At 70.4% G+C, this 14,985-nt stretch carries 14 protein-coding genes and 1 pseudogene; 10 read left to right on the top strand and 5 right to left on the bottom strand.

Annotated features, from left to right (window positions below; translation table 11 throughout):
* Positions 1-5: 5 nt before the first annotated feature.
* From ACGFIQ_RS31700 to ACGFIQ_RS31690, 3 genes are all read left to right on the top strand, one after another.
* Complete coding sequence (locus tag ACGFIQ_RS31700) at positions 6-371, top strand: ArsR/SmtB family transcription factor (protein ID WP_393249237.1); 366 nt, start codon at positions 6-8, stop codon at positions 369-371.
* Positions 371-1,012: an SRPBCC family protein gene (locus ACGFIQ_RS31695; protein WP_393249235.1), complete on the top strand. Its 642-nt coding sequence runs from the start codon at positions 371-373 to the stop codon at positions 1,010-1,012. Before ACGFIQ_RS31700 ends, ACGFIQ_RS31695 begins: the two co-directional genes overlap by 1 nt.
* Before the next feature lie 177 nt (positions 1,013-1,189).
* The gene (locus ACGFIQ_RS31690) at positions 1,190-1,705 is read left to right on the top strand and encodes an NUDIX domain-containing protein (RefSeq protein WP_393249233.1); all 516 of its coding nucleotides are present in this window, start codon (positions 1,190-1,192) and stop codon (positions 1,703-1,705) included.
* A gap of 432 nt (positions 1,706-2,137) precedes the next feature.
* On the opposite strand, the gene ACGFIQ_RS31685 is transcribed toward ACGFIQ_RS31690, so the two are convergent.
* The 3 genes from ACGFIQ_RS31685 to ACGFIQ_RS31675 form a co-directional block, all read right to left on the bottom strand.
* Positions 2,138-4,078, bottom strand: coding sequence for an ABC transporter ATP-binding protein (locus tag ACGFIQ_RS31685; RefSeq protein WP_393249417.1), 1,941 nt, complete (start codon positions 4,076-4,078; stop codon positions 2,138-2,140).
* A gap of 76 nt (positions 4,079-4,154) precedes the next feature.
* Positions 4,155-5,612 carry an ATP-binding protein gene (locus ACGFIQ_RS31680; RefSeq protein WP_393249231.1) on the bottom strand — a complete coding sequence of 486 codons (1,458 nt, stop codon included), beginning with the start codon at positions 5,610-5,612 and terminating at the stop codon, positions 4,155-4,157.
* A gap of 114 nt (positions 5,613-5,726) precedes the next feature.
* The gene (locus tag ACGFIQ_RS31675; protein ID WP_393249229.1) at positions 5,727-7,385 is read right to left on the bottom strand and encodes an FAD-dependent oxidoreductase; all 1,659 of its coding nucleotides are present in this window, start codon (positions 7,383-7,385) and stop codon (positions 5,727-5,729) included.
* A gap of 151 nt (positions 7,386-7,536) precedes the next feature.
* On the opposite strand from ACGFIQ_RS31675, the gene ACGFIQ_RS31670 reads away from it, so the two are divergent.
* The 5 genes and pseudogenes from ACGFIQ_RS31670 to ACGFIQ_RS31650 all read left to right on the top strand — a co-directional run bounded on the left by ACGFIQ_RS31670 (position 7,537) and on the right by ACGFIQ_RS31650 (position 11,306).
* Entirely contained in the window at positions 7,537-9,789 is a 2,253-nt protein-coding gene (locus ACGFIQ_RS31670; protein ID WP_393249227.1) for a hypothetical protein, read from the top strand.
* Between the two features lie 34 nt (positions 9,790-9,823).
* Positions 9,824-10,315, top strand: coding sequence for an SsrA-binding protein SmpB (smpB, locus tag ACGFIQ_RS31665; protein ID WP_357063402.1), 492 nt, complete (start codon positions 9,824-9,826; stop codon positions 10,313-10,315).
* A 26-nt stretch (positions 10,316-10,341) separates the two neighbouring features.
* A pseudogene (locus ACGFIQ_RS31660) lies at positions 10,342-10,440 on the top strand (hypothetical protein); the annotation flags it as partial.
* 82 nt (positions 10,441-10,522) lie between these two features.
* On the top strand, positions 10,523-10,675 hold the full coding sequence (locus tag ACGFIQ_RS31655; RefSeq protein WP_393249225.1) for a hypothetical protein: 153 nt from the start codon (positions 10,523-10,525) through the stop codon (positions 10,673-10,675).
* The gene (locus ACGFIQ_RS31650) at positions 10,668-11,306 is read left to right on the top strand and encodes a hypothetical protein (protein WP_393249223.1); all 639 of its coding nucleotides are present in this window, start codon (positions 10,668-10,670) and stop codon (positions 11,304-11,306) included. Before ACGFIQ_RS31655 ends, ACGFIQ_RS31650 begins: the two co-directional genes overlap by 8 nt.
* 359 nt (positions 11,307-11,665) lie before the next feature.
* Here ACGFIQ_RS31650 and ACGFIQ_RS31645 read toward each other — a convergent pair whose 3' ends face one another.
* The gene (locus tag ACGFIQ_RS31645) at positions 11,666-12,286 is read right to left on the bottom strand and encodes a TetR/AcrR family transcriptional regulator (RefSeq protein WP_393249221.1); all 621 of its coding nucleotides are present in this window, start codon (positions 12,284-12,286) and stop codon (positions 11,666-11,668) included.
* Between the two features lie 158 nt (positions 12,287-12,444).
* Here ACGFIQ_RS31645 and ACGFIQ_RS31640 point away from each other — a divergent pair, with 158 nt between their 5' ends.
* Entirely contained in the window at positions 12,445-12,900 is a 456-nt protein-coding gene (locus ACGFIQ_RS31640) for an anthrone oxygenase family protein (protein ID WP_393249219.1), read from the top strand.
* A gap of 119 nt (positions 12,901-13,019) precedes the next feature.
* Here the strand turns inward: ACGFIQ_RS31640 and ACGFIQ_RS31635 are convergent, their stop codons facing one another.
* Positions 13,020-13,601, bottom strand: coding sequence for a TetR/AcrR family transcriptional regulator (locus ACGFIQ_RS31635; protein ID WP_393249217.1), 582 nt, complete (start codon positions 13,599-13,601; stop codon positions 13,020-13,022).
* Here ACGFIQ_RS31635 and ACGFIQ_RS31630 point away from each other — a divergent pair.
* Positions 13,519-14,415, top strand: a complete 897-nt coding sequence (locus ACGFIQ_RS31630) for a hypothetical protein (protein WP_393249431.1) — start codon at positions 13,519-13,521, stop codon at positions 14,413-14,415. The genes ACGFIQ_RS31635 and ACGFIQ_RS31630 overlap by 83 nt on opposite strands.
* The last annotated feature ends 570 nt before the right edge of the window (positions 14,416-14,985 follow it).

Here is a 14,985-nt window from a genome sequence, read left to right as displayed (position 1 = left end):
TCGTCGTGCACGCCTTCGACGTGCTGGGCGATCCGGTCCGGCGCCGCATCCTGGAGCTGCTCGCCGACGGCGAGCAGCCAGCAGGCGCGGTCAGCGCGGTGATCCGTGACGAGTTCGGCATCTCCCAGCCCGCCGTGTCCCAGCACCTCAAGGTGTTACGGGACAACGGCTTCGCCACCGTGCGGCCGGAGGGCACCCGGCGGCTCTACGCGGTCGACCCACGACCACTGCGTGAGGTCGACGGCTGGCTGGAGCACTTCCGCCGGTTCTGGACCCCACCCCTGGCGGCACTCGCCACCGAGCTGGCCCGGGGCCGACGCGAACGTCGGCTGCGCGAGCCCAGAGATTCACCCGACGAGAGGGACACCTGATGTTCGACGCCACCGAGCAGATCAACGCCGTGCAGCGCGCGGTCGGCAGCCGCACCCTGGAGGCCGGCGAGGCTCGGGTGACCACGATCAGCCAGACCTACCAGACGACAGCCGAGGACCTGTGGGATGCCTGCACCAACGCCGAGCGCATCCCCCGCTGGTTCCTGCCGATCTCCGGCGACCTGCGGCTGGGCGGCAAGTACGAGTTGCAGGGCAACGCCCACGGCGTCATCGAGAGCTGCGAGCCGCCGCACCGCTTCACCGCCACCTGGGAGTACGGCGACGAGGTGAGCTGGATCGAGGTGCGGATCACCCCGGTCGACGACGAGCGTGCCCGCCTCGACCTGGACCACATCGCGCACGTCGACCAGGACCGGTGGGCCCAGTTCGGGCCGGGCGCCGTCGGCGTCGGCTGGGACCTCGGGCTGCTCGGCCTCGCCGCCCACCTGGCCGGCGACGGCAGCGGGGTCACCCCGGAGCAGAGCGCCGAGTGGAGCGCCTCCGCCGAGGGCCGGCAGGCCATGGAGCTGAGCAGCCGGCTGTGGGGTGCGGCGAGCATCGCCGCCGGCACCGATCCTGACGAGGCGAACGCCGCCGCCGCACGTACCACCGCCTTCTACACGGGCGCGCCGGAAGCCTGAGGGCAACCGGCGCAGCGGCGCGACGGCGGCGCTGCGCCGGCGGCGGCCCAGCGGCCAGGTGGCGCGGCGGTGGCGGCCGGGCGCTGGGGCGGCGGCCAGGTGGCGCGGTGACGGCGGCCGGGCGGCGCGGTGACGGCGGCCGAGGCGCTCCGGCGGCGCGGAGTAACGTGCTGCGGCATGACCGGCACGCCGTACTCGCACTGTTCCTACTGCGGCGCGGCCTACCCGGCGGCGGCCGGGTGGCCGCGCGTCTGCGTGGTCTGCCGCGAGACCGTCTGGCGCAACCCGCTGCCGGTGGCGGTCGCGGTGCTGCCGGTCCGCACTGCCGACGGCCTGGGCGTCGTGGTGGTCCGCCGGGACATCGAGCCGGCCCGCGGCCTGCTCGCGCTGCCCGGCGGCTTCATCGAGTACGGCGAGGACTGGTCCGACGCCCTCGTCCGTGAGCTGCGGGAGGAGACCGGACTGATCGCGGCGGCCGAGGACGCCCGACTGTTCGCGGTGCACAGTGCTCCCACGGGCGGCACGATGATGATCTTCGGAGTGCTGCCCGAGCAGGCAGCCGAGGATCTGCCACCCTCGGCACCCACCGAGGAGGCAACCGAGTGGCTGGTACTCACCGACCCGGTCGAGCTGGCCTTCTCCACCCACACCCAAGTCCTGGCCGACTTGCTGAACCCCAACCGCCTGGCCTGACCCGCCGCCCGCCGGACCTGGCCCCCGCTCCCGTGCTGCACCGCCACCGTTCGCCTCGTGGCCCGTACCCGACCACCAAGATCGTGCTCGATCCTGGTTGTAGTGGCATCCAAGGTCGCCGAGGCCACTACTTCAAGGACAACGCCGTTGCGTTAGGGCTGTAGCCGGCGGGTCAACCCGGGACAGGAGGTGCCCGATCGGGGAGCGGGTTGGGCCCGGCTTGGCGATCATGGAGTTGTGGTGCCAACTTTGGGGGTTTTACGGGCGTTCTGTTACCCACCACAACTCCATGATCGGCGAAGCAGTGCTGGTCGACGAACAGCCGTTCCACCTAACGCAACGGCGTTGACATCCTGGATCGAGCACGATCTTGGCGGCGCGGCGCCAGGCGGCGCGGCGCGGCGCCAGGCGGCGCGGGGCGGGGCGAGGGCGTCAGTTGGGCCGGGCGTCGTTGGTGCCGGTCAGGTAGCCGCTGGCCTGTAGGTCGAACAGTTCGCGGTAGAGGCCGCCGGCCGCCATCAGCTCGTCGTGACCGCCGTGCTGGACGAGCCGGCCCCGTTCCAGCACGAAGATCCGGTCGGCGTGCCGGACGTTGGCCAGCCGGTGGGTGATCAGGACGACCGCGCGGTCGGGACGACGGCGCAGATGCTGGAACAGGGCGTGTTCGGCACGCGCGTCCAGGGCGGCCGAGGGTTCGTCACAGATCAGCAGGGCGGCGTCGCGGTAGAGGCCGCGGGCCGCGACGAGCCGCTGCCACTGCCCACCGGACAGCTCGTGGCCATCCTTGAACTCCCGGTCGAGCAGCGTGTCGTAGCCGTGCGGCAGGCCGACGATCATGTCGTGCGCGGCGGCGGCGCCGGCGGCCTCCTGCACGCTCGGGCCGGAGCGGTCCGGTGGGCGGTCGTGCCGCCCGACGCGGATGTTCTGCCCGGCGGTGAACGGGAACTTCCACCACTCCTGGGTCATCACGGCGACCTGGGCGCCCAGGGCGCGCGGGTCCAACTCGGCGGCGTCGACCCCGTCCCAACGGATCACCCCGCCGGTCGGCTGGTACAGCCCCGCGATCAGTTTGGCCAGGGTGGTCTTGCCGGAGCCGTTCTCGCCGACCAGCGCGATCACCTCACCGCGCCGGATGGTGAGGCTGACCCGGTCCACCGCCGGGGCGTCGGTGTCGGGGTAGCGCAGGCTCACGTCGTCCAGCTCGATCACGTCGACGCCATCGTTCACCCGGTTGCCCCCGATCGGCACCCGGGCGTGGGCGCGGGCCAGGAAGTCGCGGTAGTCCTGATAGTAGAGGGCGTCCTCGTACAGCGAATTGGTGGCGACGACCGCCACGCCCAGGCTGCTTCGGGCGGACTGCAGCGCGAGCAGGGCGGTGGCCGCGGCGGCGAGGGCGACCATTCCGGCGAGCAGCAGGCCGCCGAGGACCGCGTACACGCCGAAGGTGGCCAACCCCGCCACCGTGGCACCGACCACCCGGGTGCCGGTCTGCGAGCGGACCAGCCGCAGTTGGGCGCGGGTCTCGACGGCCATCACGCCCCGGTACTCGGCGAGCAGGAAGTCACGCATCTGGTACGCGCGCACCTCGGCGGCGGTGTGCCGGTTGGCCATCAGGTGGGCCAGCATCCACATCCGACGTCGCCGGGTGATCCGGGCCAGCATCGCCAGGTACTCCCGGCGGGCCATCCGCACCGCCGTGACCGCCTGGGGTATCGCGGCGAGCAGCAGGCACGGTAGCAGCAGTGGTTGGATGACTGTCACCGCGACGGCGGTGGCGAGTATCCCGACCACGCCGGTGACCAGGTTGACGGTGTGGTCGACGATCCACGCGGCCTCGGCCATCCCCCGGTCGCGGGCGCGGTCCATCTCCTCGGCGAAGCCGGCGTCGTCGAACGCGGCGAGGTCCACCGCCGTGGTGGCCTCGAACAGCCGCAGCTCCACCTGATAGTTGATCTGCGGGGTCAGCCGGGCCTGGGCCCAGCCGGCCGCGATCGTCAGGCCGCCGCGCGCCGACACCGCCGCCGCCGCCACGATCAGCGCCGGCAGGGCCGCGCGGACCCGGTCCGGAGTGGGGCCGGCGGCGAACAACTCGCGCAGCACGCTGGTCGTGGCGAGCAGCCCGAACGTGGTCATCACCCCGGCGGCGATGTTCAGGCCGATGGAGGCGACAGTGTCCCGACGGTTGGTGGCCCAGGCCAGGCCGACCGCCTCGCGGACCAGCCGCGGCAGTCGACGGGCCACCGCCCAGAAGCTGGTGTGGGCGAACTCCTGGGCGTGGTGCAGCCAGTCGCGGTCCTCCAACTCCGGCAGCATCGTGCCCGGTGGATCGTCCGGCTGGTCGTCGTTCTCGACGGAGGTGCGCTGGCGGGCCATCGACTCCACGGGACCCTCCTCGGGGCGGGGATCACGAACGCCGCCCGAGACTACTGCCCGCAACCACCCGATGTCTTTAGGTAGTCGGCGCGTCGCCCGGCAGGTCCGGCGAGCCCTCCGTGATCGGCAGCAGCACCCGGAACGTGGTCCGTCCGGGCTCGGTCTCCACCCGGATGTCACCGTGGTGCTTGTGCACCACGATCCGGTACGAGATGTCCAGCCCCAACCCGGTGCCCGCGCCGACCGGCTTCGTGGTGAAGAACGGCTCGAAGATGCGCGGACGCACCTCGGGCGGGATACCCGGACCGGTGTCGGTGACCTCCACCGCCAGCAGGTCGCCGACCATTCCGGTGCGGACGGTCAGCACACCCTTCTCCCCCATCGCGCCCAACGCGTTGTCGATCAGGTTGGTCCACACCTGGTTCAGCTCGGCCGCGTACGCCGGAACGTGCGGGAGGTCGCGGTCGTACTCGCGGACCAGCTTGACCTCGGCGGGGATCTTCCCCTTGAACATCACGAGCGTGGCATCGAGCAGGTCGTGCACGTCCACCACCCGGTGCGGCGCGCGGTCCAGCTGCGAGTACTGCTTGGCGGCATCCACCAGGCCGGAGATCCGGGTGACCGCGTCGCCGATCTCGCGCATCAGCAGCTCGGTGTCGACCGTGTAGGTGAGCCAGCGCACCGCCGCCTCCAGGTCCGCGGCGCCGACCGCCGCCTTCACCTGCGCCAACCAGGCCGCGTCGAGCCCTCCGCCGACCAGGATCGGCGCCAGGTCCCAGGCCCCACCGACCCCGTGCTCCTCCAGCCAGTCGGTGAGGGTGTCCTCGGCGTCGGCGGTGGCCATCGGGGTCAGCTTCGGCGCGGTGGCGACCCGGGCGACGGCCTCCTCCTGCAACGCGACGAGGCCGTGCAGGGCGCGACCATCGAGCCGGCCGTCGGCGACCATCGCGAGCTTGTGTCGCATCCCGGCGACCCGGTCACGCAGCACAGAGGTGGCCCGCACCGCCGCCGCGGCCGGGTTGTTCAGCTCGTGGGTCAGGCCCGCCGACAGCGAACCGAGAGCCAACAGCCGCTCCCGTTCGCCGACGATGGCCTGGCTGTTCCGCAGGCCGAGGAACAGCCCCTCCAACAGATGCATCGGCATCGGGAACCAGGACCGCAGGGCGTACGCGAAGTCCTCCGCCGGCAGCACGAAGAAGTCCGAGTCGACAAGCGCCCGCATGCTGTTGCGGTAGATCTGGTCGACCTGGTCACCCAGGTACGCCTGGACGGCACCGCCGTACACCCCGCGCTGGTCGGTCCGGCTGACCTCGACGTCGTCGCCGCGCACCTGTCGGCTCAACGCCACCGCGCCGCGCACCAACACGAAGAAGCAGGTCCCGGGCTCACCCTCGGCGTACACGAGGGTGCCGCCGGCACGCTGCTCGACCCGGCCCCGCTCGGCCAACCAGTCGAGCTGCGCGTCGTCGAGAGACTCGAACAGGAACAGGGTGCGCAACTGCGCGGGGGTCAGTCGATCGGACTCGGTGGTCACTGGGCCTCCTTCGCTCGCGACTGCGGGGCTCGCAAAACCGGCTCACTCCTCGCGCTCACTGGGCCTCCTTTGTTCGCGACTGCGGGGCTCGCAAAACCGGCTCACTCCTCGCGCTCACTGGGCCTCCAGGTAACGGTGCACGAGCGAGACGGCCATCGCGCCCTCACCGACCGCCGAGGCGACCCGCTTGACCGACTCGGCCCGCACGTCCCCGGCCGCGAACACCCCCGGGACACTGGTCTCCAGGTGGTACGGGTCGCGCGACAGCGACCAGCCGGCCGGCCGGCGTCCGCCGGCCAGCAGGTCCGGGCCGGTGACGATGAAGCCGCGCCCGTCGCGGACCAGCACCCCGTCCAGCCAGTCGGTGCGGGGCTCCGCGCCGATGAAGATGAACAGCCAGGAGGTGTCGACCGAGCGGGACTCCCCGGTGCGGGTGTCGCACAGGGTGAGCCGCTCCAGGTGGTCGTCACCCGCCCCGCCGACCACCGCCGTGTGCGGGTGCACGGTGATCCGGTCGATCCGTTCCAGCTGGTCGATCAGGTAACGCGACATCGAGGCGGTCAGGTCCGCACCCCGGATCAGCAGGTGCACCCGCGACGCGTACCGGGAGAAGTGCACCGCCGCCTGGCCGGCGGAGTTGGCCCCGCCGACGATGTAGACGTCCTGCTCGACGCAGCTCGGCGCCTCGGTGGCGGCGGCACCGTAGAAGACCCCCCGACCGGTGAAGTCGGCCAGCCCGGGAGCGTCGAGCACCCGGTACGACACCCCGGTGGCCAGGACCACGGTGTGCGCCGCGATCTCGGAGCCGTCGCCGAAGCGCAACAGCCGGGCGCCGCCGGCCTCACTCAGACCGACCACCTCCCGGGCGCTGAGCAGCTCGGCACCGAACTTGACCGCCTGCCGCCGGGCCCGATCGGTCAACTGCGCACCGGAGACGCCGTCGGGAAAGCCCAGGTAGTTCTCGATCCGGCTGCTCTGCCCGGCCTGCCCGCCGGTCGCCCGCCGCTCGACGAGCACCGTACGCAGCCCCTCCGACGCGCCGTACACCGCCGAGCCGAGGCCGGCCGGGCCGCCGCCGATCACCACCAGGTCGTAGAAGTCACACGCCGGCACCACTGTCAACCCGGCGAGCGCGGCCAACTCGGCCTCGCTGGGGGCGACAAGCGCCTTGCCCTCGGGCGTCACCACAAGCGGTACGTCCGCCTCGGTGGCCCCGGCCGCGTCGAGCAGGCGGGCGCCCTCCGGGTCGTCGGAGAGCATCCACCGGTACGGCACCAGGTTGCGCGCCAGGAAGTCACGGACCTTGAACGAGGGCGCGGACCAGCGGTGCCCGACGACCCGGATCTCGGCGCTCGCCGCGTCCGGGGTGACCGACCACGCCTCCAGCAGCCCGTCGACCACCGGGTACAGCTTCTCCTCCGGCGGGTGCCAGGGTTTGAGCAGGTAGTGGTCCAGGTCGACGACGTTGATCGCCTCGATCGCGGCGTCGGTGTCCGCGTACGCGGTGAGCAGCACCCGGCGGGCGGCCGGGAAGATGTCCATGGCGGCCTCCAGGAACTCCACCCCGGTCATCTCCGGCATCCGGTGGTCGGCCAGGAGCAGCGCCACCTGCTCGCCGCGCAGCTTGACCTCCCGTAACGCGTCCAGCGCCTCCGGCCCGGAGGAGGCCCGCAGCACCCGGTAGCGGTCGCCGTAGCGGCGGCGGATGTCCCGGGCCACCGCACGGGACACCACGGGGTCGTCGTCGACGGTCAGGATCACCGGGTTCGCCATGGCGCCATGAAATCACCTCCTGCCGCTCGGCCGCACCTGGCCCGGGCCGCGCGGCACGGTTGACCGGGTTCGGGATGGGTAAGCCGGGGAGCCGCGTGGGTGGTCGTCCGTCGACGACACGCCCCGCTGTCGCGCACACCTCGGGGGGCCCATGGCGGACGTGTCGCCGACCGGACCGACGACGTCGGGTGGGATCGTTCAGTTGCGGGTGCACGGCGTGTCCGGTGCGGGCGCGGACCAGGTGTTGGACCGGCCGTACGTGCACCAGGTCGCCGGGGACCGCAACGGCGGGTTCTACCGCCCCCGGCCCGGCTATCCGGGGTCCGCCGCGACGGACGGGGTGACGCTGGAGGCGTACCGCTGGAGTGACCTGCCGTCCGGCACGGCCGTGCGGACGCTGTCACTGGTGTTCCTGCTGCCGTTCATGCTGTGCAACGTGGCGATCTGGATGCACCCGGTGCCCCAGGCCCCGAAGAGCGTCGTCGTCGCCCTCGGTAGGGCGCTTGCCCTCAGCCTCACCATGCTCTACGTGCTCTCCATCGTCGGCGTGGTGCTGGACCTGATCGCCTGGCGCTGCATGGGCGACCCGTCCTGCCTGGCGGGCCGGAGCTGGCTGTCCTGGATGGGTGGCCGCCCGGTCGGGCTGCGCCTGGGTGTGCTGGCGCTGGTGGCGATCGCCGCCGTCGGTGTCCTCTGGTGGTTGAGTACCCGCCTGAGCCACTCGTTCGACGCGTTCCACACCGGCGGGCCGGCGACCTCGAGGCATCGGCTGAGCGCGGTCGGCCAGTGGGACGGGGCACCGCTCGTCGGTCGCCTGCGGTCGGTGCACGTCGCCGCCGCCTTCGCCACGCTGGACGGCAGCCTGCTGCTCGCCGAGTCCAGCCAGCACCGCACCTGGGTGATGGCGGTGTTGGTGGTGGCCGTCGGCGCGGTCCTGCTGGCCTGCCTGGTCATGGTCAGCGCGGTGCGGACCTTCGACCGGCCCGAGCCGGCACCCCTGGTGGACGGGCTCACCCGCGGACTGCGCACGATCACCTGCGGCCTGACGATCCTGGTGATCGTGCACGTCCTCGTCAGCCCGGCGCCCTGGCCGCAGAGCCGCGCACTGCCCGGGTACGGCGCCACCGTGGCCGGGTTGTTCGTCAGCCAGACCGTGCTGATCACGGTCCTCGCCGCCGTGGTGATCTCGCGGCGGGGCCGTCAGCAGCGCGTCGGAGGACGGCGGCCCGCGACGCTGCGCGCACTGGGCTCGCCGGTTCTCGTGACGATCGCCGCCGGACTCGCGGTGGCCTTCTCCGCCGAGCTGGTCTACCGGACCGCGGACCTCCTGGACCGGGAGGGGACAACCGCGGACAAGATCGCGACGAGCCCGCCGCTGGCGTACAAGTGGGCGATCTTCAGCTTCTTCCTCGCGGTGCTGAGCGCGTTGCTGGTGGCCGCCCTGGTCACGGTGCTGACCCGACGCCGTCGGTGGCAGGCCGCGCGGGCGATCGTGGCCGCGGACTTTCCGCACGCGCCCCCGGAGGCGGCCGACCGACTGCGCCAGGTCGAACGGGCGGTGGCACGGGCACGGTTCACCGAACGACTGGAGCCGCTCGCCGTGGTGTACGCGGGGCTGGCCGCGCTGGGGCTGGCGACCAGTGCGGTCGGACTGTTCCAGATCTATCCCGGCGACATGACCCAGCGGTTCCTCGGCGTACCCGACGACTTCGTCAACTTCTTCATCGGCATGGGCAGCTATGTGATCGCCGCGATCATTCTCGGTCTCGTGATCGGCGGCCTCTTCGCCTACCGTACGGCCGGGTTTCGCCGGTACGTGGGCGTCCTGTGGGACCTGGGCACCTTCTGGCCCCGCGCGGCGCACCCGTTCGCCCCGCCCTGCTACGCCGAGCGGGCCGTGCCGGAGTTGGCCAAGCGCATCACCTACCTGGTGGACCAGGGGCAGGGGGTGTTGCTGACCGGGCACAGCCACGGCTCGGTGCTGCTCGCCGCCACGGTGCTCCAACTGCCGGCCCGGGTCACCGACCGGGTCGCTCTGCTGACCTACGGGTCGCCCCTGGGCCGGTTGTACTCGCGGCTGTTTCCCGCCTCCGTCGACATGTCGACGCTGCGGGAGGTAGGCGAGCGGGTGGGCTGGCGGTGGGTCAACCTGTGGCGCGACACGGACCCGATCGGCGGCTGGATCTTCGCCTCCCACCGGCCCGGCGAGGCCGAGACGCTGACCGGGCCGGAAGCGATGGTGGATCGTCGGTTGACCGATCCGCAGGACGTGGTGCCGCCGCCCAGCGACAGTGTCCCCCCGCCGATCCTGGGGCACTGGCCGTGCGAGTCCGAGGAGGCGTTCGGGCAGGCGGTGCGGGATCTGGCCGCACGGCTGCACCGCGACCGCCCGGCGGTCGACTGACCCGACCGGGCTGGCGGCCGGATATCGTCTCCGGGTGACACCGTCCAAGAAGCCCGAGCGCCGGCTGATCGCCTCGAACAAGAAGGCCCGGCACGAGTACACCGTGCTGCGCACGTACGAGGCGGGCATCGTGCTGGTCGGCACCGAGGTGAAGTCGCTGCGCGAGGGGCGGGCCTCGCTTGTCGACGCGTTCGCGCACGAGCGCGACGGCGAGATCGTGCTGTACGGCCTGCACATCGCCGAGTACGCGTACGGCACGTGGACCAACCACGCCCCCCGCCGCAACCGCAAGCTGTTGCTGCACCGGGCCGAGATCGACCGGATCCTGGACAAGGTCCGCGAGGGCGGGGTGACCCTGGTCCCGTTGTCGATGTACTTCGAGAACGGCTACGCCAAGGTCGAGTTGGCCCTGGCCAAGGGCAAGCGCTCCTACGACAAGCGGCAGACGCTGGCCGAGCGGGACGCCAACCGGGAGATCGCCCGCGAGCTGGGCAGGCACCTCAAGGGTCACCCCCGCCGCCCCTGACCTCCGTCGGATCGCAGTTCTTTCCCGCGGCGCGTCCGTGGGTCGTTGACGGGGAGCGTTACCGCCGCTTCGTGTCCACCCGTGGGCAACTGCTCAACCAGTCGCCGGAGCTGCGCAACTGCTGACGGTGGGCTCGGGGCGGGCGGGAGCCGCACGGCCCGCCCGCCCCTGCGGCCCCGCCTCCCCTGCCGACCCGCACGCACCCGCGTGCCCGAACACCCCCGCGCCGCCTGCGCACAGGTTCCGGAGCACGACGAGGTCGGCCAGCTGGTCGGCGGCACCCTGCACGTCGGCGACCGTGCAGTGCGGCTGAGACTGTGGGAGGGCGAGGTGATCTCGTACGCTGCCGGGCGTGGGTGACTTCCTCAAGACGACGCTGGCCCGGGTGCCGGACGGATTCGACCTGCCGGAGCCGCTGCGCCTGCTCTTCGCCTGGGTCGACGAGCAGGGTTTCGTGGTGAAAGGGCACGACGGGGATCTGTACGGCTCGTTGAGCGACAACGGCTGGGTGGGCACCTCGATCGAGTTGCGTGGCTACACCGCCGAGCAGACCCTGTCGTACGCACGGTCCTGGTTCGACGAGTCGGTCCCGGATGCGGCCGCACGGTTGTGGCCGTTCGCGCAGACCGGTGGCGAGGGTTCGATGGCCGCGCTGTGGCGCGACGGTCGGGGACAGGTGAGGATCGTTCATCTCGGTTCGGGCAGCGGTTCGATAATGACGTGTGTGCTCGCCGACGATGCGGTCGACTTCCTGCGGCTGCTGGCGATCGGTTACCGGGAGATCTGCTGGAACGAGGAGTTCAGCGCGCCACCCGAGCCGTGGGACGCCGACCACGAGATCGTCAATGCGCCCTACCGGGACTGGCTGCACCGCACCTTCGGGGTCACCGCCCCGGCGACCGGGCTGGAGATCGTGGCGGAGCCCGCCGAGATGGGCGACGAGGACACCACGGACCCGTTTTGTCGCTGGGTCGACAATAAGGAGGTCTGAGCCCGTCACCGGGTCAGGACGCCAGGCGATCTCCGGCTACGAAAATCTTGCCGGAGCCAACTTCATGCCGAGGCAGATACGCCAGATGTGCAGAGGTTCCGCCGGCCAGGTGCTGGGGACGGCACGACGGCGGCGAATCGGCCACCCACGTCCGCCAACAACGAGTAACTGGTGGACGTGACATGGCAGCGCCGGGATCGTGGCAGATCCCGTTCGGTGAAGAGGATGCGTGGTTTGGCAGGCCGGGTGAGGACGCCCAATCATCATTCGCGTCACCACAACGGTCGGCGCCCCGTCGGGCGCTGCAGTTGCAGGCCGACGATCCGACCGTCCCGCCGTTGACCTGACCCACCAGCGGATCAAACGCCGGCCTCACCTTGTCGAGGGGCGACGCCATCGTAGGCACCGGTGACGGTCCTGAGGAGCTCGACATTGCTCGGGTAGGTCGCCGAGAGGAGTTCGCGTATTACGGGTTCACGGTCATAGTCGTCGGCCAGACGTAAGCCGAGGATGACGTTGGCCATCATGCCGGCGGCGAGGGTCTGACTGGCTTGTTCGGGTGTGAGATCTCCGCGGTTGACGAGCACTCGGTAGACGCGGAGGAAGCCGTCTCTGGCGAGTGGCCCGATCTCCGGATCGGTGCCGGCGGTGAAGGCGTGCGCGAGGCAGAGTTGCAATCCCTGCTCCTTGAACAGTTGAAGGTAGGCGGCACCGATACGCGGCGCGAGGTCGCCAGGTGCGTCGTCGTCGATCGTCTGCTCGAACACCTCGACCACTCTGTCGAGCGCGTGCTCGATCGCGGCTCGGATGAGCGCGTCTTTGCTGCCGAACAAAGACACCACGTAGGGCTGGCTCACGGCGGCCTCGCGGGCGATGTCTGCCGTGGTGGTTGCGGCGAAGCCCTTGCTGCCGAAGATCCGGATCGCCGCAGCGAGCACGGAGGCGCGTCGCTGGGACGAGGAGATTCGTTTCTGGCCCATGGTTGACATGTTATCAATCAATCAATAACCTCGGCGTGAGCGCCGGCGATCGGCTCCAGCCGTGCTCTCTCATGTGCGGTGTCACGTCGCGGACGCTGCGGGACAGCTCGCCGATGGGGCGTGACACCGTGCAGTCCGGGACGACGAGGGGACCGGGTATGGACGTGCTGATGTTCGCCACCGTCGCGGTGCTGGGGTTCACGGCGTGCGCCGAGTTCGGCTCCTATGCTTTTGTGCATCCGGTGGTCAAGCGTCTGGCGCCGCGTGACCACATCCTGGTCGAACAGGGCCTGCTGCGTACCTTCGGTATTGTGATGCCGGTGCTGATGACGGCTTCGCTCGTGCTGGCTGTCAGCTACGCGGCCCGCCCTGATGGGGCGGGGTTGCCCGAGGTGTTGCGTTGGGTTGCGGCCGCGACCTGGGCCACGGGCATCGTCACGACCGTGGTCGTGAACGTGCCGATCAACCTGTCCACACTGCGCTGGGACAAGGATTTCCCTCCGGAGCGCTGGCAGGAGCGCCGTAACCGCTGGGAGTGGTTTCAGGGATACCGTTCGTGGGCCTATCTCGCGGCCTTCCTGCTCGTCGCTCTCTCGGTCGCCACGGTCGGCTGAGAGAGTGTGGGGTTACCCATGCGGTGCCCGTGGGACGAGGTGGCGTGGTCTTCATGGTCGTCGTCCACCTCGTAATCTTCCGTACCAGGACGGCCCGTCATGAGGCACCTCATGACACGTCAGGTCAGGAGTTCGCGGGCCAGGGCCTCCGTCCACCAGCGCTCGACCTGATCGGGTTGCCAGCCGCGTTCGCCGGTCAGTGTGGTGTAGACGTCGATGTTGCAGATCGCCGCATAGATATCGACGGCCGACCGTATGTCTAGTCCTTCCCGGAGAACGCCGCCCGGCCACGACGAGAACACCTGGATCCTGGTCTCGTCCCCCCGCTGACGGCCGTCGCGGTAGACGCTCGCCAGCGCAGGCTCGGTGCGGCCCGCCTCGCGTACGAGCGCGATGATGTCACCGGCACGCTCGAAGAGCCGCCGGTCGTAGCCGGCCATCGCCGCGAGCTGCCGCACCGGATCGTTCTCGGCCCCTTCCAGTTCGGCGAGCGACTGCGATGGATTCGCGGCGATGTCTGCTGCGTCGGCCAGGGCCTGGATCAGCCCGGTCTTGTTCCCGTACACCGCGTAGACGGTCGGCACCGAGACCCCCGCCTCCCGTGCCACGTCACGTACCGTGGTCGCCGCCCAGCCGCGGGAGAGGAACAGTCGACGAGCGGCGCTGGCGATCTCACCCCTGGTCTCTGCCGCTTGCGCCACCCGGCGCAGTGATTCGTACCTCCGCCTGCCTGTCTCGTCGGTCAATGGCTTGCCTCTTTCAGTTTCCGAGCCTTATATTGAATATATGTTGCGTAAACTCGACGTCGGAAGCACCTGGACGTTCTCGCGGATCGCCGGACTCGCCGGACTCGGCTTCGCCATCCTGATCGCCTCCACCAACGCCTTCCTGGTGCCAGCCGGCCTGCCCCACACCGGCGCTGAGACCAACGACGTTGTCCAGTTTTTCACCACCCAACAGAACACCGTCGGCCTCGCGTCAGCACTCGCCCCGATCGCCTGGGTGCTGGCAACCCTGTTCGGCGCCGGCGCGGTCTCCGTGCTGTGGCGATCCGACCGCGAGCACGGCACAGCCTGGTCCCTGGTCGGATTCGCCGGAGTGATCATGCAGAACGTCACCTTCACCGGCGTGATGGCCACCCGGCTCGCACTCGCGTCGACGACCGCGCAGGACAGCAGCACGATCGCCGGAATCTGGGCACTACACAACGCGCTGTTCGTCTTCAACGGCACCTTCCTGGCACTGGCCATGACCGGCCTGTCCATCAGCGGCCGACGCGCCGGCCTGATCCGCCGCTGGCACAGCGGGATCGGTCTGCTTGCCGCCGCACTCCAGTTCGGCTCGGCCGTGCTGAGCCCTCTGGCCATCGACGACCCCGGCACGGTCGGCCTCCTCGGCCTTGTCGGCTGGCTGATCTGGGTCGTGTGGGTCGTCGCCTACGGCATCACCCTGATCCGCCCGACATCCCGTTCCCATCCAGGCGATACCGAACAACCGACGCACCGGTCCCGTTGAGTCATTTCGATCAGACCATCGGCAGGCCGATCTACCCGACGGTCAGCGTCACCATCCAGCACAGCAGCGCGTCGAACCGCCGGAGAGCGCGCAGGCATCGACATCCGCTCATCGGCAGATCCGGACGCCGTTGGACCCGCCTACGCGTCGCATCTCGTTGTGCGAGTTGGCGTACGCGGCTGTGCAATTGACCCCGCACGCCGGCACCAAGGCGCCAGCCCGCTGGTGCCCCCGACGGCGGGATTTTACGCAGGACCGCGGCGGAGCAACATCTGGGTAGTTGCGCGGATCTTGATGACGAGCACCGTGCTTGGGCGGGGCCGCAGCGGGTTCGGGGTGACTGGCGTCCGTTGGTCACGCTCCATCCAGGAAGTAGTGGCCTCACCAACGCGCCGACGAACCCCCAAAGTCGGCACCACAACTCCATGATCGCCAAGCCGGGCCCAACCCACTCCCCGATCGGGCACTTCCTTGACAACGCCGTTGCGTTAGGGCTGTGATCGGCGGGTCAACCCCTGCTGAGTAGTGAGAACGGGACTCCTGATAGATCAACTTGTGTCGAGCAAGAAG

The organism is Micromonospora sp. NPDC048898 (genome assembly GCF_043198035.1).
Lineage (GTDB): Bacteria > Actinomycetota > Actinomycetes > Mycobacteriales > Micromonosporaceae > Micromonospora.
The sequence above is the reverse complement of the archived record's forward strand: the minus strand, read 5'-3'. Positions and strand labels throughout refer to the sequence as shown.